Annotated in this window: 15 protein-coding genes, 2 pseudogenes and 1 other annotated feature (1 of these 18 cut by a window edge); of the genes and pseudogenes, 15 read left to right on the top strand and 2 right to left on the bottom strand. The window is 35.4% G+C overall.

Going from position 1 to position 19,394, the window contains the following annotated elements; genetic code table 11:
* Nucleotides 1-2 precede the first annotated feature (2 nt).
* The gene (gene cysI / locus ACSVDH_RS17470) at nt 3-1,721 is read left to right on the top strand and encodes an assimilatory sulfite reductase (NADPH) hemoprotein subunit (protein WP_439251519.1); all 1,719 of its coding nucleotides are present in this window, start codon (nt 3-5) and stop codon (nt 1,719-1,721) included.
* A gap of 314 nt (nt 1,722-2,035) precedes the next feature.
* On the opposite strand, the pseudogene ACSVDH_RS17465 reads toward cysI, so the two are convergent.
* Both ACSVDH_RS17465 and yyaC read right to left on the bottom strand, forming a co-directional pair.
* Nucleotides 2,036-3,386: pseudogene (locus tag ACSVDH_RS17465) on the bottom strand (IS3 family transposase).
* Nucleotides 3,387-3,533: 147 nt separating this feature from the next.
* Nucleotides 3,534-4,136 (bottom strand): spore protease YyaC, encoded by a 603-nt coding sequence (yyaC, locus tag ACSVDH_RS17460; RefSeq protein ID WP_439251518.1) that lies wholly within the window; start codon nt 4,134-4,136, stop codon nt 3,534-3,536.
* A gap of 320 nt (nt 4,137-4,456) precedes the next feature.
* On the opposite strand from yyaC, the gene ACSVDH_RS17455 reads away from it, so the two are divergent.
* The 14 genes and pseudogenes from ACSVDH_RS17455 (at nt 4,457) to ACSVDH_RS17390 (ending at nt 19,175) form a co-directional block, all read left to right on the top strand.
* A complete protein-coding gene (locus ACSVDH_RS17455) occupies nt 4,457-5,176 on the top strand; it encodes a metallophosphoesterase family protein (RefSeq protein ID WP_439251517.1) in 720 nt (239 codons plus the stop codon).
* A gap of 507 nt (nt 5,177-5,683) precedes the next feature.
* Nucleotides 5,684-6,976, top strand: a complete 1,293-nt coding sequence (locus ACSVDH_RS17450; protein ID WP_439251516.1) for an O-antigen ligase family protein — start codon at nt 5,684-5,686, stop codon at nt 6,974-6,976.
* 144 nt (nt 6,977-7,120) lie between these two features.
* Nucleotides 7,121-7,506 (top strand): annotated as a pseudogene (locus ACSVDH_RS17445) (cell wall hydrolase).
* Between the two features lie 286 nt (nt 7,507-7,792).
* The gene (locus tag ACSVDH_RS17440; protein WP_439251515.1) at nt 7,793-8,962 is read left to right on the top strand and encodes an LL-diaminopimelate aminotransferase; all 1,170 of its coding nucleotides are present in this window, start codon (nt 7,793-7,795) and stop codon (nt 8,960-8,962) included.
* Between the two features lie 346 nt (nt 8,963-9,308).
* Nucleotides 9,309-10,376 (top strand): branched-chain amino acid aminotransferase, encoded by a 1,068-nt coding sequence (locus tag ACSVDH_RS17435; protein WP_439251514.1) that lies wholly within the window; start codon nt 9,309-9,311, stop codon nt 10,374-10,376.
* Nucleotides 10,377-10,733: 357 nt separating this feature from the next.
* Entirely contained in the window at nt 10,734-11,669 is a 936-nt protein-coding gene (locus tag ACSVDH_RS17430; protein ID WP_439251513.1) for a VanW family protein, read from the top strand.
* A gap of 222 nt (nt 11,670-11,891) precedes the next feature.
* Nucleotides 11,892-12,713: a Cof-type HAD-IIB family hydrolase gene (locus ACSVDH_RS17425; RefSeq protein ID WP_439251512.1), complete on the top strand. Its 822-nt coding sequence runs from the start codon at nt 11,892-11,894 to the stop codon at nt 12,711-12,713.
* Nucleotides 12,714-12,843: 130 nt separating this feature from the next.
* Complete coding sequence (locus ACSVDH_RS17420) at nt 12,844-13,644, top strand: HAD family hydrolase (protein ID WP_439251511.1); 801 nt, start codon at nt 12,844-12,846, stop codon at nt 13,642-13,644.
* A 290-nt stretch (nt 13,645-13,934) separates the two neighbouring features.
* The gene (locus ACSVDH_RS17415) at nt 13,935-14,222 is read left to right on the top strand and encodes a sulfurtransferase (protein ID WP_299088488.1); all 288 of its coding nucleotides are present in this window, start codon (nt 13,935-13,937) and stop codon (nt 14,220-14,222) included.
* Between the two features lie 172 nt (nt 14,223-14,394).
* On the top strand, nt 14,395-14,607 hold the full coding sequence (locus ACSVDH_RS17410; protein ID WP_439251510.1) for a spore germination protein: 213 nt from the start codon (nt 14,395-14,397) through the stop codon (nt 14,605-14,607).
* A gap of 184 nt (nt 14,608-14,791) precedes the next feature.
* Nucleotides 14,792-17,023: a DEAD/DEAH box helicase gene (locus ACSVDH_RS17405; RefSeq protein WP_439251509.1), complete on the top strand. Its 2,232-nt coding sequence runs from the start codon at nt 14,792-14,794 to the stop codon at nt 17,021-17,023.
* 116 nt (nt 17,024-17,139) lie between these two features.
* Nucleotides 17,140-17,838: a ZIP family metal transporter gene (locus ACSVDH_RS17400; protein ID WP_299088483.1), complete on the top strand. Its 699-nt coding sequence runs from the start codon at nt 17,140-17,142 to the stop codon at nt 17,836-17,838.
* Nucleotides 17,839-17,932: 94 nt separating this feature from the next.
* The gene (locus ACSVDH_RS17395) at nt 17,933-18,256 is read left to right on the top strand and encodes an ArsR/SmtB family transcription factor (protein ID WP_439251508.1); all 324 of its coding nucleotides are present in this window, start codon (nt 17,933-17,935) and stop codon (nt 18,254-18,256) included.
* A 442-nt stretch (nt 18,257-18,698) separates the two neighbouring features.
* Entirely contained in the window at nt 18,699-19,175 is a 477-nt protein-coding gene (locus tag ACSVDH_RS17390) for a hypothetical protein (protein WP_439251507.1), read from the top strand.
* Between the two features lie 99 nt (nt 19,176-19,274).
* Nucleotides 19,275-19,394, top strand: a binding site (T-box leader) (it continues 138 nt past the right edge of the window).

Genomic DNA, 19,394 nt, shown 5'->3' with positions numbered 1-19,394 from the left:
ACATGGTGAATAAAACGTTAAAAGCACCGGATGGCCCGCCAAGTGATGTTGAACGTATAAAAAGAGAAAGTGACTATTTGCGGGGCACGCTGAAAGAAGCGATGCTTGATCAGATTAGTGCTGGAATTAACGATGACGACAACCGATTAATGAAATTTCACGGAAGTTATTTGCAAGATGATAGAGATCTTCGGAATGAACGCCAAAAGCAAAAGCTTGAGCCAGCTTATCAATTTATGCTGCGGGTTCGCTTGCCTGGGGGTGTGGCAACACCTGAGCAATGGCTTGTCATGGATGACCTTGCAAATAAGTATGGGAATGGTACATTAAAACTTACAACACGTATGACATTTCAAATGCATGGTATCTTAAAGTGGAATATGAAGAAAACAATTCAGGGCATTCACGCTTCTCTTATGGACACAATTGCGGCATGTGGGGATGTAAATAGAAACGTAATGTGCAACCCGAACCCATATCAATCTGATATTCATTTAGAAGTCTACGAGTGGGCGAAAAAATTAAGTAATGACTTATTGCCGCGAACTAGAGCCTATCATGAAATTTGGTTGGACGAAGAAAAGGTTGCAAGTACACCTGATATCGATGAAGTTGAACCAATGTACGGTCCTCTTTACTTGCCGCGTAAGTTTAAAATAGGTATCGCTGTGCCTCCATCAAATGATATTGATGTCTATTCACAGGACCTTGGTCTTATCGCTATTATTGAGGATGATAAGCTTATTGGGTTTAATGTGGCAATCGGCGGCGGTATGGGTATGTCACATGGTGATAAGGAAACGTATCCACAACTTGCGAAAGTGATCGGCTTCTGTAAACCTGAGCAAATATATGATGTGGCAGAAAAAGTAATCACTATTCAGCGCGATTACGGAAACCGTTCAGCACGTAAAAATGCCCGCTTCAAGTATACAGTTGACCGTCTCGGACTTGAAACAGTTAAGGAAGAATTAGAAAATCGTCTTGGATGGAGTCTTGAAGAAGCAAAGCCTTATCACTTTGATCATAACGGTGATCGTTATGGCTGGGTAAAAGGTGTAAAAGGAAAATGGAATTTTACACTATTTGTTGAAGGCGGACGTGTAACAGATTTTGAGGATTATAAATTGATGACAGGCTTGCGCGAAATTGCGAAAATTCATACTGGTGATTTCCGATTGACAGCTAATCAAAACTTGATTATTGCTAATGTATCAAGTCAGAAAAAGAAACAAATCACTGAACTAATTGAGCAATATGGCTTAACCGACGGCAAGCAATATACAGCTCTCCGCCGCGGTTCGATGGCTTGTGTTGCCCTTCCTACTTGTGGATTGGCGATGGCAGAAGCTGAGCGTTATTTACCTACTTTAATTGATAAAATCGATGAAATTGTAAATGAAAATGGATTACGTGATGAAGAAATTACCATCCGTATGACAGGCTGTCCGAACGGTTGTGCACGCCATGCTCTTGGTGAAATTGGCTTTATCGGCAAGGCGCCTGGCAAATATAATATGTATCTTGGTGCAGCTTTTGATGGCAGCCGTCTAAGCAAAATGTACCGGGAAAACATTGGTGAAGAGGAAATCTTAAATGAATTGCGTGTTATTCTTCCTCGCTATGCAAAGGAACGTGAAGATGGCGAGCACTTCGGTGACTTTGTGATCCGTGCCGGAATCATTAAAGCAACGACAGATGGTACGAATTTTCATGAGTAATAAAGAATAAAATGGGACTGTCTCAATTGGGACAGTCTTTTCATATTTTAAGAATTCTTGGTATTGGCAAGCAGTGCTTGAGCTTTGTTATTGCTGAGCGTAATTTATAAAATTCTTGAACTGTGGATAGCGCTTTGACGCCCAGACCCGAAGCATAGGATGTGCAAGTGCAGTCAGTGCGACAGGACGTCGGACAGGACGCCGCGTTTTTGACTGCCAGCGCCTTAGCCCTCTAGAGGGTCCTAGCCAATTTAGAATTGAAGGCAAAGAACGCCTTCTATTCTGATCTGACCCCAAAAAGTTAGACAAATATTTTAAGAAGCTATCACGGATTGGATCCTGTAATCTACAGGACTCAATCCGTTTAGTTTTTCCTTAATTCGTTTGTGATTGTAATACTCAATATATTCTTCTAATTACAGCATAAAATGTTCCATACTTTCAAACTCTTGTAAATATAGTAATTCAGACTTTAATAAGCCAAAAAAATTCTCCATGACTGCATTATCTAAACAATTACCCTTACGAGACATACTCTGCGTAATTTTATGTTTCTTTAAAGCCTGCTGGTATTGTATCATTTGATATTGCCACCCTTGATCTGAATGGAGGACTGGTGAATCTCCTTCATTTAAACGTGTAAAAGCCTTATCTAACATCTTTGTAACGAGAGGGAATACAGGTCGTTTTTCTATTTGATAAGCGACGATTTCACCGTTAAATAAAGCAAGAGTAGGAGATAAATAACATTTTTCTCCGAATAGATGAAACTCTGTTACATCTGTAATCCATTTTTCGTTTGGCTTAGTTGCCTTGAAATCACGTTGAAGGATGTTTGGCGCAATACTTCCAACTTTCCCACGATACGAGCGATATTTCGTCATACGTACAGAGCTTTTTAAACCTAATTCATTCATTAAACGGCGTACTGTTTTGTGATTATATATATAACCTCGATTCCTTAACTCTAACGTAATTCGGCGATAGCCATATCTTCCTCGATGCTCATTAAAAATCTGTTTGATGACTTCTTTTATTTCACTATATTTATCCGGTCTATTCATTTGCTTTACCCAGTAATAATATGTACTACGTGGCATACCAGCTACTTTTACTAAGTTAATTACTTTAAATTCATGCCTTAATTCATAAATTATTTTCGCTTTGTCCTGTTCTGTGATTTTTCCTTTTCTTGAATTAAGGCTTGTAACTTTTTTAAATACGCATTCTCCATTCGTAATCGCTCATTTTCAGCTTCTAATGCTTCTTTAGATCCTTCAATTAATTGATTTTTCTTTGCCTTTTTCTTCACGGTTGAACGCCCCTTTTTCTTTGATTCGAGGGCGCCAATTCCATCAGATTCGAATTGAATTCTCCATTTTAGGATTAAGGCAGGAGAAGAGATGTTAAAAATCACAGCTGTTTCATTAGGAGACGTCCCATTATCACTCATATAATTAAGTACGTCTAGTTTAAACTGTGCAGAATGACTTATATAGGATTTTTATATATCACTTCTATACCATGTTGTTCGTATTGCTTCACCCAATTCCTTACAACACTGTCCGATGTACCAATTAACTTTGCAATCGTAAAATAACCTTCCTCACCTGTTAAATAACGTTGAACCGCTGCTAGCTTATCATCTCCAGTAAATTTAGCCATAAAAAATGCACCTCCAATTGTTAGGTTGTGTCCAACAATTGGGGTGCAGTTTATTCATGAGCGTCTTATTTGCCCCAGGCTGATCAAGGCGCTTGCGCTTTTCTTATTAAGCATTTAATAATTTGTAGTTGTTGCAAAATAGGTTTTTTAGCTAATAAGCAAAAGTGGGTGATCGGAAGGGTAATGGAAAAATTGCCTTATTGCAAGTGAGATACCCTTTGCGATATTCATTGCCATTTTATAAATGAGATGAAGGCTCGTATAAAATAAAGATGCTTCTAATCCAGAGTCATTTTCAAGGATAACTCCCATAATACTGCAGTTTCCGATAGAAGGCAGTTTGCGGCCAAGGCCCTTTCCCGGCTGCAGGGAACCACCTCGAACAACAATTGAATGTACTATACCTTCTGAACCTAGTACACTATCAATTGCAATGACAAAACTATTCTCACTAAAAGTAACTTGTGAAACTTTAGGGACAAGGGTTGTTGCATCTAAAGGAGATTGGAGATTTCCAATTATTGATAAGTGTTCTGGATATAAATCTTGGAGTAACGTTCCAACAAATGGACCAAGACTATCGCCATTTATTAAATTTGAACCAATTCCTACAACATAAATATGTTCGGTCCCTTCTGGAATAAGTGAGTACAGTGTATTTCTTATAAATAAAGGTGCCAGCTTATGATTATAAGGAATGATTCCTTCTAGCATCGCTCGTTTCCTGTTCATTTCATGATTGTTTAACATGTTGATTCTCCTCAAACTGGGTATTTGATCATCAGAATACTGCAGCGCTTTTGAAATATAGTAAGATAAAACTAGTTTATTTACTTTGAAAAATGGTGGGTAGAAAACCTATGTTTAACATCTTCCAACAAAACTATTTGCTTACACTATTCTTCGTTTAGACAATAAAATCCTTCTAAATTTTTTAACAGTAAAATATTGGTGAGAACTCTCTTGCTATAATCATTTTGCTTATTTTAATTGAATGATAGCACTTCTTCTGCATAGTGGAATGGTATAGTATAATTGAACAATATTTAAAAGCAGGAGGCAGATCAATCATGAAGATTGCATTTATTTCTGACATACATGGGAATGCTGTTGCACTTGAGGCAGTTATTGAAGATGTAAAACAGAAAAACATTGATAAGGTTTGTGTTCTCGGTGACATTTGTTTTCGCGGTCCGGAGCCAAAACGATCTCTTGATTTAATTCGCTCTTTACAGACAGACGTCATAAAAGGGAATGCTGACGAATGGGTAGTCAGAGGAGTTCAGAAGGGCGAAGTTCCTGACAAAGTGTTAAGCATGATGAATAAGGAACGAGATTGGACTGTTTCTCAACTTGAAAAAACTGATCTTGACTATTTAAAGGGATTGCCTAAGGAACTTCATTTTGAGATAGATGGAGTAGGGATACATGCTTTTCATGCAACACCAAATAATTTATTTGATGTTGTGCTTCCAAACACAGATGATTCAGGAATTATGGAAAGGCTTATGTCAAATGCAAATGCTCAAATTTATATTTATGCTCATATACATAAGCCTTATATACGTTTTATAAATGGTCAAGTTGTTATGAATATCGGCAGTGTCGGATTGCCTTTTGACGGACTGACAAAGTCATCTTATGGGCTTGTTCAAATTAATGATGGCGGTTTTAGTGTTTCGATTGAACGGGTCGATTTTACTATTCAAAAAGTCATTGATCAGTACCAGGAGGGAAATTATCCTAATGCAAACATGATGATTAATGTTGTAAAAGAGGCTCGTTTGTAGATCGAGTGCACTTTATAAAAAATTAGATGGAAAAGCGCAGGTGTTAATACCTGCGCTACTTTAAAGTGAGAAAGAGAAGCTCGAATTCAATTGGTCTTCTATGTGAATTTCTTAAGCATAGTAATCTCCTCTTCTTAAAAATACCAGTAACAGTCGGAGTTCCAAAACCAACGGTTAATATGCTAGACTCCTGATATTGAATGCCTATTTGGCAACTCCTAAACATCCTTCTCTAAAACTTATATGACAGTCAAATTTCATATGATTACCTTCGTTTTGTTTTTTCCTATCTTTTTTTCATTCCACTAAGTAAATAGATTAATTTTACCATAGTATTTAAATGTTTTTTGTAAAAAAAATATTAACTGCAGGTTAATTATGTAATTTTATCGTTAAGATTCTTGAAAATCTTACAATTTTAAATCGAAATTAAATATATTTAGCATTAGCAGCAAAAACCTTTGCTTTTTTCTAAAGTAAATACGACAGATAGGAAAAGGAAGATATATGATTAATTTACAGACAACATTTATCAAGGAATATTTGAAAAAGTATTCAGTAGAAATAGGGATCCTGCTATGTTTTATTCTTCCGCCAATAGGAATTTTGTGGCTAATGGTCATTGGTTGGAACCATTTGAACGAGGTTATTAATTATAAAGTCTCTTTTTCTATTAATACGACGAGTTTCTTTTTTATCTGTATGGCTCTGGCAACTACTGGTGCTGCTCTTGGGCATGGCAATGGAAGTTATCTGCTTGCATTCGCTATGATTTTAGGGTATTTGGGGCTGTATTCATTCATTAAAGATCGCGTTACGATTTCTCTTTTTAGTCGTTATAAACAATTAATCATCATAGGCGGAGTGTATTTAATTATCATTGGAAATATCGTCAATCAACTGAATGTCCCTGAACATGTCTTTGGTCTGCTTACAGGTACTACATTTATTGGTACTTCTGAAGATGCAAGCGGGAGATTATTTGGGAGTGCATATAACCCTAACTTTACAAGTTTTTTATTGTTGATTTCATTATCCTTCCTTCTGGCTGATCTTTTAAAACGACTGCAGGAGAGAAGGAGCTTAATCCCAACTCTCAGCCTTATCTTATTCTTCGGGGCAGGGATATTTCAAACAGAGTCAAGAACTGGAGTAGCCACAATGTTTATCATGATTATTCTATTTTTACTAAGGCTTGCTCCTAAGATTGGAATATACTGTTTATCATTTATGGTTTTGGTGAATATTCATATTCTTGCACTTATCCCGAGATCTGAACAGATTCGAAGCTCTAGCTTTGTGCGAAAAGAAATATGGGAAAATAGTTTTAAAATATGGAAGGAACATCCTTATTTTGGAACGACATCACTAGGCTTTTATGATGCATATGCTCATTTTGGTGAACCTGTCCCTCATGCACATAATATTTTATTAGGGTTTTTCTCTGAATATGGGTCAGTTGGAGGGCTTGGTTTTTTATTAGTATTTACTGCAATATCATTTAAATTCTGTTATCTCTTTCTTATTAAGTGGAAGAAAAAGAAAGTATTATTGGAATTCTTTCTCTTATCACTTCCAATTCTGCTACTAACAGGCATTTTTGATCATCCGCTTGTTTCCCCGCAGACAACAATATTGATAGTCATCTTGGTTGCCTGTTGGGACCGTTACACAGAGCGTTTACCATTTGTGAGGAAATCGATTTTCTCATTGAAAAGGCTTTATACAAAAGGAGTTTATTTGAAGCAAAAACCAATCTCACAGCAAATGACGAAAACGGAAAAAAATAAATCGGTTTAAAAGAGAGTTGCCTATTGTGAAATGATAACCTTAAAAACTATTCAAGAATTTGACATTGTGGAATAAAAGTTGGATGAAAATATTATGGTAATGGCCCTTGCCTTTGCTAAATATGATTAGGTAACCGTGATTTGGAGTGAAGCCATGGGAGTTGTAAAGGCTACACAATCAGATATAAACCTCTTAGCAAGATTACTAGAGCAGAAGCTGAAGGTGAGGGTACACTGGGAATGCTGCTTGTTGGGAATGTAGGTATTAACAGGATAAGAGCGAATTGCTAAGATTTTAAAGGTTATTTTTATCAACGTGCTAGAGAAATTGAAAAACAGTTAGCACGCCGTGTAGTGAATGGGGAAAGATTTTGGCCAGCAAAATACAGCTAATGGTATTTTAGACCGCCAGGAGATTGTCCGCCGCAATGGTATAATCAGCCGTACGTTGGCCGATACAAACTTCATTGTTTTTATGATCCGGCTGCTGAAGAATGTCAAAATGTATATAATACTTCTAAAACACTAAAGTTAAGTTGAATTTAAAACAATAAAATTATCTCTAGCCAATCAAAGCCTGACCAAAACGCTTTTAAGCTAAATTGGTCAGACTTTTTTATTTTCAGTTATGAAATAAAAAAGCTGATTATTTGATTAACTTATTTTGTCTAATTCCCAGAATAGGTAAGTGAAAAATATAAAGTAAAGAAAACTGATTAAATCGTTTATCTAAAATCATCTAGATAATGTCTAAATATGATACACTTATTTTCATAATAAATATAGAAATATGTTATCACGCAAATCGTTGTGACAGGAGGGCAGCATGAATATAACATTAGCGAACAGAATGAATTCATTTCAGCCATCTATCTTTAGTGAGTTGGCACTTTATAAAAAACAAAAGCTTGCTGAAGGTGTACCAATCATAGATTTGAGTATTGGGAGTCCAGATTTACCACCGCCTTCTTTTATTACCCAAACTTTATCACATGAAGTGCTAAAACAAGATCAATATGGATATACAATGACTGGGACAAAATCTTTTCACGATGCAGTATCTGCTTTTTATCAAAAGCAACACCAAGTGGAATTAAATGCAGATCAAGAGGTTACAATCGTTATGGGTTCGCAGGACGGGCTTGTACACTTTCCTATGGTGTTTGCAAATCCAGGGGATCTCATTTTAGTTCCGGATCCAGGATATACCGCCTACACTGCGGGAATTGCGATGGCAGGTGCGCAAGCTTATTTTATGCCCTTAAAAAAAGAAAATCGCTTTTTGCCAGATCTTTCAGCCATTCCTGAACAAATCGCCAAGCAAGCAAAGCTGATGATCTTGAATTTTCCAGGTAACCCTGTTCCTGCGTTGGCAAGCAGAGAGTATTTTGCAGAAGTTGTTGCATTTGCAAATAAGTACAATATTCTTGTACTCCATGACTTTGCTTATTCAGAGCTTTATTTTGAGGGGAATAAACCAGTCAGCTTCTTATCTGTTGCTGGTGCGAAAGATGTTGGTGTGGAAATATCCTCCTTTTCAAAAAATTATAATCTGGCAGGTAGTCGAATTGGATATGTTGCTGGACATAAAAAGATTATTCATGCCTTTAATCAATTAAAGAGTAATTTAGATTATGGGGTCTTCTTACCAATTCAAATGGCCGCCATTCAAGCCTTGGAAATGGGAGAAGAATTTTGTAAAAGCAACCGAAAAGTGTATGAGGAAAGACGTGATCTTCTCGTAAATGGTTTGAAAGATATCGGTTGGGAAGTGACAAAGCCAGATGCTGGGATGTTTTTATGGGCGGAAATACCTAAAGGCTGGACATCCCTTAATTTTACATATGCGTTGATTGACAAGGCCAATATTGTCGTAATACCAGGTCATGCATTTGGACCAAACGGTGAGGGTTATGTCCGTATTGCTTTAGTTCAAGATGTGGAAATTTTAAAAAAAGCAATTGCTTCTATTAAAGCGGCAAATATTTTATCTTGAAAGCAAAGGTGCTCAAATAAAGAAAATAAAAGAATAATGTCATATCGAGGCTATTTCAATAAGGAGATAGCCTCTTCGTTAATCAGTTATCTTGATGAGAGAGAATTTTCCTAGAATAAATCCATTTTCGTTTAACACTTATATAAATATAGTAATAAAATTTAATTGGAATAATATTTTTATAGATTATTTTGAATCTTTTGTCGAAAAACAGTTGTTAATTTGTTCATAAAAGTTATAAAATAGGTTAATAAAGTTAATTGAATTTTTTCGTAATTTATAAGCTTTAGAGTTATTATTCGCTACGACTACATTTATTATTTTATCTGAGCTGGGAGAGTTTAGGATGACAAATAAAATTAGCATTACACTTAGTACAACAAGAAAAGAAAAACCACAAGCTGATCAGTTGGAATTCGGAAGAGTCTTTACAGATCATATGTTTATAATGGATTACAGTGTTGAGAAAGGCTGGCACGATCCTCGGATTGTTCCATATCAACCAATTTCGCTAAGTCCTTCTACAATGGTGTTCCACTACGGTCAAACTGTTTTTGAAGGTTTAAAAGCTTATCGTACAAAGGAAAACAAAGTTCTTTTGTTTAGGCCTGATCAAAACATGCAAAGATTAAATTTATCAAATGACAGGCTGTGTATCCCTCGAATTGATGAAGAATTTGTGATTGACGCTTTAAAACAATTGGTTGACATTGATAAAGAGTGGATTCCTACTGCAGAAGGAACTTCACTTTATATTCGTCCATTTATTATTCCAACAGAATATTATCTGGGAGTTGCACCTTCTAAGTATTACCGTTTTATGATTATTCTTTCACCTGTTGGTTCTTACTACAAAGAAGGTATCCATCCTGTTAAGATTTTTGTTGAAAATAAATATGTACGTGCTGTAGATGGCGGAACAGGTAAAGCAAAAACTGGCGGTAACTATGCATCAAGCTTAAAAGCACAAGAAGAAGCAGAAAAAAGAGGTTATTCTCAAGTCCTCTGGTTAGATGGGGTTGAGAAAATGTATATTGAAGAAGTTGGAAGCATGAATATTTTCTTCAAGATTAATGGCGAAGTTATCACACCAGCATTAAATGGAAGTATTCTTGAAGGTGTGACGAGAAAGTCAATTATTCAACTATTAAAGCATTGGGGTGTTCCGGTTTCTGAACGGAGACTATCAATGGAAGAAGTATATCAAGCTTATAAAGAAGGTTTATTAGAAGAATCATTTGGTACAGGTACAGCTGCAGTTATTTCACCAATCGGAGAATTTTTCTACAACGATGAGAAATTAGTGATTAACAACGGAGAAACTGGTGAAATATCAAAAAAATTGTATGATACATTAACAGGTATTCAAACGGGAACCCATGATGACGTTTTTAACTGGGTTGTTGAAGTATAATAGTAAAGTGTAATGAAGACCACAAATTCGTGGTCTTTATTTTTTTTGAAAAAAACAAGTATTTTTGAAACATTTACCGAACCAATACCGTCATATAGATAAAGAAACAGGAAAAAATTTAATATTAAGGAATTTTTTTATTTAAAATTTGTAGTAAAATAGTTTTTATTAAAAAGGTTATTTTTTATCTAATTTAAGGTAATTTTTAACATTTTATAGGATATTTTTGATACAATAAGAATATATATGAAATGTTTGGAAAATAGCATATAAGGGGTGCTTACTAAAGAACGACAAAATGGGGAATCCATTATTTTAACAAAAGAGATTATTTTAGTTGGAAAAGTGGGAGAGAGAATGTATAAAAAATATGTTGCGTCAATCTTATTATTGATGTTGGTTACTGGTTGCAGTTCAAGCTTAGCAAACGGCAGTCAAAAAGAGGAACCATTACCAGTGGGGACTATGGTATCAAACTCTTCTCAATTAGTGGAAAAAACAGTGGATTTATCAGTTGATCTAATCCATCCGACAACTGAAAAAATTATTCATTCATTTAAACCAACATTAAATCCTGATCCTAAAAAATATGAACAAGTGCTAAAAGACCTTGCAGATGATTTAGCAAATCAATTAGATCAACCGATGGTGCCTGTAAAATTAAGCAACGGGCAGCTTATTAACGGGCAAAGCCGTGTTATTCTTGACGAGGAAAAGCTAGTAAACTCGTTAAAAAATATCCGTGCATTGGATAAATCGATTGCACTTCCAATTCAAGAAAATCCTCCAAATGTAACAAAAGAGACAATAAAAGGAATTGACGAGGTTGTCATTGGAAGCTATAAAACAACATTTGATCCAAGTGTTAAAGGTAGAAGCGAGAACATCGCTTTATCAGCAAACACGATTAACCAAATTATCTTAGGCCCTGGAGATCGTTTTTATTTTAATTTAGTTGTAGGAGAACGTACTCCGGAAAGAGGCTATCAAAAGGCAAAAGAAATTGTTAATAAACAATTTGTTGAAGGAATTGGCGGGGGAATTTGTCAAACATCCTCAACATTATATAATGCTGTTGACGAAGCAGGACTTGAGATTCTAGAATTGCATTCCCATTCATTATCAGTTGGTTATGTTCCTGCCGGAAGGGATGCGACGGTTTCCTGGGGAGGTCCGGATTTTAAATTTATGAATAATAAAGATTATCCAGTCATGATTAAAACGATTGTAGATAAAAACGCTGGGTCACTTGAAATTCAAGTTTTAGCATCTAAACAAGCAGCAAAAATATAGGCGAGGGCACAGCCCTTTGCCTCTTTTTGTCGTTGCTGAGGCGGCTCCATGACTTCTTTCCTAAGAGCGAAATCTCAAGGCAAGTTAATATAGAACCTACCTTTAAATAAAGCTAGTTTTTAATATAGCGAAAGAGTAAAATTTTTTTAAAAAATTGTCCCTTCTTTGTCGATTTGTAGTAGGATAATAGATAAAGCAAAAAGAGGAAGGGAATTGTGATAAATGTCTTATAAAATGATTGTTTTAGATTTAGACGATACACTGCTACGAGATGATCATTCAATCTCTGCTCGAACAAAACAATCCCTTATGGAAGCTCAGGAAATGGGTGTGAAGGTTGTTCTAGCATCAGGCAGACCTACATTTGGCATGAAACATATTGCAGAGGAGCTATCTTTAGCGGAATACGGTAGTTATATCCTTTCTTTCAATGGAGGAAAAATTATAAACTGTAGAAACTTGGAAGAAGTATTTAGCAGTACGTTAACTCCCGAAGCTGTTTGTGATCTTTATCATATTAGTCGCCGTGAAGATGTTTTTATTCATACCTATGTTGGAGATGAAATTGTAACGGAAACCGAAAATCCATATACAACGATCGAGTCGGACCTAACAGGTTTGCCGATTCGAGTTGTAGATTCTTTTACCAAAGCTGTTACAGAGCCGGTTGTTAAAGTATTGATGGTTGAAGCCCCTAAGAAATTAAAAGACCTTGAATCAAAGCTTCAGGCAGAGCTAGAGTCTGAATTTAGTGTGATGCGTTCTAAGCCGTACTTTTTAGAATTTACCGAAAAAGGTGTCACAAAAGGGACAAGCTTAAATCAATTAATTCAACTCCTTGGCATCAAACGCGAAGAAGTGATTGCCATTGGCGATAGCTACAATGATCTGGCAATGATTGAGTTTGCTGGTCTCGGGGTTGCGATGGGAAATGCTCCAGAAGAAATTAAAGAGATTGCTAATTTTGTAACTGATACGAATATGAATGATGGTGTGGCAAAAGTAGTTGAAGAATTCGTATTAAGTAAACCTGCGTTAGTGTAATAACTTTACCAATCGTTTCTTTATGATGGATTACGGAAATTCTATTTACTTCTTAAGCAAATCTATGTAATCTATTGTTTGAATAGTGTGAGTATTTGAATGCCAGTTTAGAGAAATTGGGGGAATAAAATTGATTAAAGCAATTTTCTTTGATTTAGATGATACATTATTATGGGATCAAAAAAGTGTAAAAGAGGCTTTTGTAGCGACCTGTAAGATCGCGCACGAAAAATATGGAATCGATCCGGAAAAATTAGAAAAGGAAGTACGAGATGCTGCAAGAGAGCTCTATTCTTCATATGAAACGTATGATTTTACTCAAATGATCGGGATCAATCCGTTCGAAGGACTATGGGGAAATTTTTTAGATGAAGAAGAGAATTTTAAAAAGATGGCTGAAATCGTTCCCGGTTATCGTAAGGATGCATGGACGAAAGGATTACAAGCTTGTGGAATTGATGATCCAGAGTATGGAGCATTGTTAGCTGAAGAATTTCCTGCACAAAGACGAAAAAATCCATTTGTTTATGAAGAAACTTTTAACGTATTAGATGAACTAAAGGGAAAATACCGTCTCCTTTTACTTACAAATGGTTCACCAGACCTGCAAAATACAAAATTAGAGATAACTCCCGAGCTTGTACCATATTTTGAACAAATTATTATTTCAGGGGCTTTTGGCAGAGGGAAGCCAGATGCATCTATTTTTAAACATGCTCTTGAAAAAATGAATTTAACAAAAGATGAAGCGATCATGGTAGGCGATAATTTAATGACAGATATCCTTGGTGCTTCAAGAGTCGGAATGAAATCTGTTTGGATTAACCGTCATAACAAAGAAAGAAATGAAGTCATTCCTGATTTTGAAATTACTCACTTAGAAGAGCTTTATACAATAATCGATAAACTTAACAACAAGCAAGTTATATGAATGAAATGAGGCTGTCTGCAAACTAAGGTAAGACCTTTAAAAGACAGCCTTGTTTCGAACATACAATATTCTGAATATTTTATAAAATCCATTTGAAATGAAGTCTAATTACTTGAATAAATAGCTTTTCCAACTATATAGTATAGATGGAATATTTCTCCTCACAAAACATTATGGAATTTTCAAAGGAGGGAATAATTATTTTCTATTTCATTATTGGACTTATTTTTATTTTATTTATTAGCCATTTCTTTTATCAACGGAATAGTGTCATTAAAAGAGTCCCTTGTGTGGATGTCAGGCAAGATCAATGGGATGAAAAACAGGTGATCGTTGATTTTAGGGATTATAATAATTTATCAGATAGCTTCGTTTTTCAGGATGCGATATTTATTCCTATCCCTTATTTAAAAAGATATTATCATGAAATACCAAGTAAATATGTCCATGTAATTGCCTCAAATAAACTTGAAATTAACATTGGTATTCGATTTTTACAAAAACATGGCTTTCATGTAACTGGTTATAGCTTAGCTGAATGTTCATGCCATAATAAAACGACAGAAATAACCATGTAATTGGGAAAACATAAAACAAGAAAAAGACGTGTGTATGTAGTATGTACATGTCTTTTTTTTGTATATGGTTTACCTGATTCTATTTATAGACTTTTCAACTATACAAGCTATTCATACTTTTCATATAGTATCAAATAATAGTTTTTAAATCATATAAAAAGGAATGTTCTTTATGCCATGTATTATAATAGGTCAAATAAAAATTGAAACCATAAGTGGAGGAGTCATAAATTTTGGTGACACTCATACAATTTCACTAAAAAATATAAGTAAATCCGTTTCTGGAAGCGGAGAAAACGGTGGAGTCAGCAGTCAAAGCGAATCGAACGAAATAAGTGGAATTGAAGGGAATGAAACACAAGAAACGAGGAATTCTGCGCAATAAAAATGAGTTGCCACTTGTGTGAGGGCACGTCGATTAGGCGCCAGGTCCAAGCTTTTCTCCCTGTTTCAGCATTCTCTTAACTTATCATGTTGTAAGTACCTTTATTAAAAAATAGATTTTCACTCCTATAGATGGTATAGTATGTTTCGGTAAAAAAGAAGCATAGATAGAGGAAGAATACAACATGAAATCAACAAACCGTTATATAAAACTATGGCAAAAAGCGCTAAAATCTGAAATCATGCATTTAAAGACATATGGAAGTACAAAATATTCTCTTACAAATGGTCAATTTATTGGAAATGACGGATCAGCGTTTACCTATTATTTTGAAACAGAAGAATATGTGCGGATTCCTGTAGGATCACTGGCAAGAATTGAGCCGGCTACTGTAACTGGTGTTATTTTATCATCTGAAGGGAAAAGCGTCATTATATCCCTAAATGAAAAGCTTGCTTCTACTATTACAGGACTTTTCTTGCTTCATGATCCTTGGGAGCTATTGGATGAGCTTCATGATCGATTTGATGAAATACGGTTAAGCAAACGAAAACGGGGGCGTATAAAAAGATTAATAAATCCTCCTAACGAAGCAATGCATCCGCTTCATAACATAAAGTCAAATGTACACGAGCTGGTACTGAGAAGCAAATATAATCCGGTGACCTTTGTCTGGGGTCCGCCCGGCACAGGGAAAACCTATACGCTTGCTAGGGTAGCTGGAAATAAATATGTTAAAGGTCAAAAAGTGCTGATTCTTGCCCAAAGCAATCAAGCAGTCGATGTGTTAATGACTGAAATCGTTCGGTTTGTCGGTAAAAAGGGGCAGTTTAATGAGGGCGAGATTGTGCGATATGGGACACATTCAACGATCATGTCAGGCTGGAACTTAACAACAGATGAGCTAATTCAAAAAAGGAATCCCGAAATAGCTGAAAAAAGAGTCAATTTGCAAGAAGAACGAAGATTAATCAAGCTTGATTTGGGACGATCTTTTAGTCAGAGAGACTCAGAGCGTTTATTAAACATTGAGGCAAGACTGGGGAAAGTCCTAGATAAATTTCGTAAACAAGAAATACAATTAGTAAAAGATGCTGTAATGATCGGGACAACATTATCAAAAGCAGCGACTGATCCAGCAATATATGAAAAAGACTACGATATTGTCATGATTGATGAGGCAAGTATGGCATATGTTCCACAGATTGCTTTTGCAGCTTCATTAGGAAAAAGAATCATCATCTGTGGGGATTTTAAACAGCTTCCGCCAATTGCCTCTGCAAGGCATTCTTTGGTAGATGAGTGGCTGAGACAGGATATTTTTCATAAGTCGGGAGTAGTGGACTCTCTTAATGAAAGGAAAACACTTCATCCTAATTTATTCCTATTAAGTAAACAGAGAAGGATGCATCCGGATATTTCCTCTTTTACAAACAAATATATGTATGAATCACTTGTTGGAGATCATCCAAGTGTCAAAACATCAAGAAATGCGATTGTCGAAAGGATGCCGTTTCCTAACCGTTCTTCTATTCTTGTTGATTCTAGTTTTACTGGACATCATTGTTTTCATGAAAAATCATCATATTCAAGGTTTAATTTGTGGCAATTGCTCTTGTCCTTTCAACTTATTCATGAATCCTACCTGGCGGGATCAAGATCGATAGGTTATGTGACACCATATCGAGCACAGGCTGCATTAATGGACATGCTGCTGACAGATGTTTATCCAAAAGAGTGTCAAGAAGCGGATATCATTGCTTCAACAGTTCATCGCCTTCAAGGAAGTGAGCGTGATGTCATCCTATTTGATTCAACCGATAGCTACCCGCAAGAACAACCGGGAATGCTAATCGTTGGCAAGGATAGCGATCGACTAATAAATGTTGCGATCACAAGAACGAAAGGAAAATTCATTCATATAGGTGATCAGCAATTTATCAAATCCAAAATCTATCGGAATAAAATGATTCGCAAGCTAGTAGATTATCAAATACAAATGAATCAAGAAGTGCATCCACATCAAATAGGCACATGGATTAAACATCAACATCCAAATTTAATGTGGATGCATGCTAAAAAGCTTGAACAACTGAAAATGGATATTCAATCGGCAAAAAATTCAATTTACATCGGATTGCCTTCGGGAAAAGAATTAAACCAAGAATGGCTGTCCATCATAAGAAACAGAAATCGGCAGGTCCAATTAATATTAATGACAAAGGCAGAGAATAGACACTCATTTGCCGATCAGGTTTATGATTTTTCAATCTCATTTCCATTTATCATTATTGATAACCAATATTTATGGCTTGGTCTTCCGATAGAAGCAGCAATAGGAGTTAAACCGCCATTTGTAGCGGCCCGTTTGTGTTCAACAGCAGTGATTGATTATTTTCTTAAACAATTAAACTAAAAAGAGATGTTAACGTAAATTGCCTGTTATCCTGCATAACTTGTACTAAAAGATTGATCGATATCATAAACCTAATATAGATAAGGGTTTACACAAGCTGATGGAGGGGGAAAAGGGTGATATTTTCGTTAAGTATAAATGTTTTTTTCTCTCTGTTAACAGGGGCCGCCATCTCCATTTTTATTTCAAAATGGTTTAAGGTGAAAATTGAATATATTTTGTCGATTTGTGCGGGAGTATTATGTGGTGTCTTATTCTTAGAATTGTTACCACATAGTTTATCTGATTTTGGGGTTATTCCTGTATTCCTTGGAATTTCAATTGGTTTGCCGCTTATGTATTTCATCGATAAGCTGGTTCATCCTCATTCCTTTACTCGGCCAATCGATAAAACAGCTTCATTTTATTATCTTATCATTGCGATAATCATACATAATCTCCCTTCTGGAATTGCATTAGGGGATCATGTTGATCATTCCAATCATCTATACCATTTAGTTGTGTATCACCATATTCCAGAAGGTATGACATTAATGATGATCTTTTTTGCCTCTTCAATAAAAATTCATCAATTACTTACTTGCTTTGCTGTTGTAGCCTTAAGCTTGGAAGGGTTTTCGGTGATCGGCAAGATGCTCCTGGTTAGTACTGACCCCATACTTGGAGTGTTTCTCGGTATCGCAATAAGTACAATCTGGTTTATCTCTATTTTTGAATTATTTTATCCTTCACTAAGAAAAAGTTATCGCTTTTATCACTTTCTTTGCTTATTAACTGGCATTGCTATAGCAGGACTCATTTTTATTTTTGGCTAAGATTGACAGTAGCCAAAATTTTTTTTAATATTTAATTACATAACATGTACATATACTCATATTTTGAAATAGATAATTTTTAAGAGGAGTTTTTATGATGGATGAACAAATCAAGAAAGGACAAACTGAACAGCTAGATGAAGAAACACTGTTTATCGTCTCGCAAACCTTTAAGGCATTAGGGGATCCAACCAGAATTAGAATCCTTCATTTACTATCACATCAAGAGTGTTCCGTGAATGAGATTGCAGAAAGGCTATCATTGTTGCAATCAACGGTTTCACATCAGCTTCGTTTTTTGAAAAACTTGCGTTTGGTAAAGTATAGGAGAGAAGGGACCACATTATATTATTCTCCTGATGATAGTCATGTAATGAATGTACTAGAACAAACGATCCATCATGCTCAGCATCATTAAGCTTTCATTTTCTGTTGAATAAAATGAATGTGTATAAGAAAAGCGCAAGGCGCTTAGCATTCGGCGACAAGCATAAGGCGAATAGGAATAGAAGGTGTTCTTTACCTTCAGTTCCTATTTGACTAGACCCTAGAGCAGGTGGAACCTGGAACTAGACACTAAAACTAAGTACAAAATTTTATCCTTTCTTAAACTTTTAAAGAAAAGGGATTAATATGTCGGTACTTGACGAAAAGAAGGAAAGCAAAGGGGGCTGACTCCTCCATTTTATGGGGAATGTACCCCTTTTTTGTTTTACAAAAATATCCTCGACAATCTTTTTTAAATAACTTTTCATTCTTAAAAGGGTTTAGCGTGTATGAAAAAGAAGTAACATATAAGATTATTTTTTATCGTACTTTGTAAAATTATGATATTTTTTTAAGAAGGAAGGTAAGTGGAAATGAGCAAGGATTTTTTTGCTAACTATAAAGAGTATATTATGATTCCGAAACAAGAAGAAACTGTAAAGCAAAAAAAATTTGATCCTGAAGACTATGCCTCACATTTTATCCTCACTCTATCACTTTATGACTCGCTTTTATCAAGCTGGAACGAAGCTGAGAAATATGAAGTTGATGTCAACAAAAGTATCGAAAAAGTATTGAAGCAAATGAATCAATCACATGAGGGGGTTTATCATTTCCAATTGCTTGAGCTTGAAACTGATAAGTCATATTTTGTTTTATCGTTATCATGTAAAGAAAAAATAGAGGAGAAGGAAGCTGAAGCATGCATTAGCTACATAATAGAAAAAATTATCTCAAACCCTTTTTATGTTCGCCACTCCTGGTTCCGGCTCATTGGGAATAAAGGAAGAGTTAAACGGAAGCTCTTTTGTTTTTCATTTAAAGAATACATCTATGAAAAAATGACATGAATCGAAATAATCATTAATAATAAATGGAAATGGCAATAATAAAAAATGAAATAAATGTCTTGATAATGAAAAATTTCTTTGGTACAATATTCTAAATATTTAAATACATTGAAGAGGACTAGTAGGATTTTTTAAGCGATCAGAGAGCTGTTGGTTGGTGCGAAACAGACGTGGATGAAATCCGAACTCACCTTGAAGTAGCTCGCTGAAATGAAGCAA

The organism is Metabacillus sp. Hm71, assembly GCF_051842955.2.
GTDB lineage: Bacteria > Bacillota > Bacilli > Bacillales > Bacillaceae > Metabacillus.
Note: the sequence above shows the minus strand (reverse complement) of the source record. Positions and strands in the feature narration are given on the sequence as shown.

Coding starts and splice junctions, on each gene's coding strand:
- cysI (WP_439251519.1), top strand. CDS start 3: ATGGTGAATAAAACGTTAAAAGCACCGGATGGCCCGCCAAGTGATGTT.
- yyaC (WP_439251518.1), bottom strand. CDS start 4,136: ATGTTAAACAATCATGAAATGAACAGGAAACGAGCGATGCTAGAAGGA.
- ACSVDH_RS17455 (WP_439251517.1), top strand. CDS start 4,457: ATGAAGATTGCATTTATTTCTGACATACATGGGAATGCTGTTGCACTT.
- ACSVDH_RS17450 (WP_439251516.1), top strand. CDS start 5,684: ATGATTAATTTACAGACAACATTTATCAAGGAATATTTGAAAAAGTAT.
- ACSVDH_RS17440 (WP_439251515.1), top strand. CDS start 7,793: ATGAATATAACATTAGCGAACAGAATGAATTCATTTCAGCCATCTATC.
- ACSVDH_RS17435 (WP_439251514.1), top strand. CDS start 9,309: ATGACAAATAAAATTAGCATTACACTTAGTACAACAAGAAAAGAAAAA.
- ACSVDH_RS17430 (WP_439251513.1), top strand. CDS start 10,734: ATGTATAAAAAATATGTTGCGTCAATCTTATTATTGATGTTGGTTACT.
- ACSVDH_RS17425 (WP_439251512.1), top strand. CDS start 11,892: ATGTCTTATAAAATGATTGTTTTAGATTTAGACGATACACTGCTACGA.
- ACSVDH_RS17410 (WP_439251510.1), top strand. CDS start 14,395: ATGCCATGTATTATAATAGGTCAAATAAAAATTGAAACCATAAGTGGA.
- ACSVDH_RS17405 (WP_439251509.1), top strand. CDS start 14,792: ATGAAATCAACAAACCGTTATATAAAACTATGGCAAAAAGCGCTAAAA.
- ACSVDH_RS17395 (WP_439251508.1), top strand. CDS start 17,933: ATGATGGATGAACAAATCAAGAAAGGACAAACTGAACAGCTAGATGAA.
- ACSVDH_RS17390 (WP_439251507.1), top strand. CDS start 18,699: ATGAGCAAGGATTTTTTTGCTAACTATAAAGAGTATATTATGATTCCG.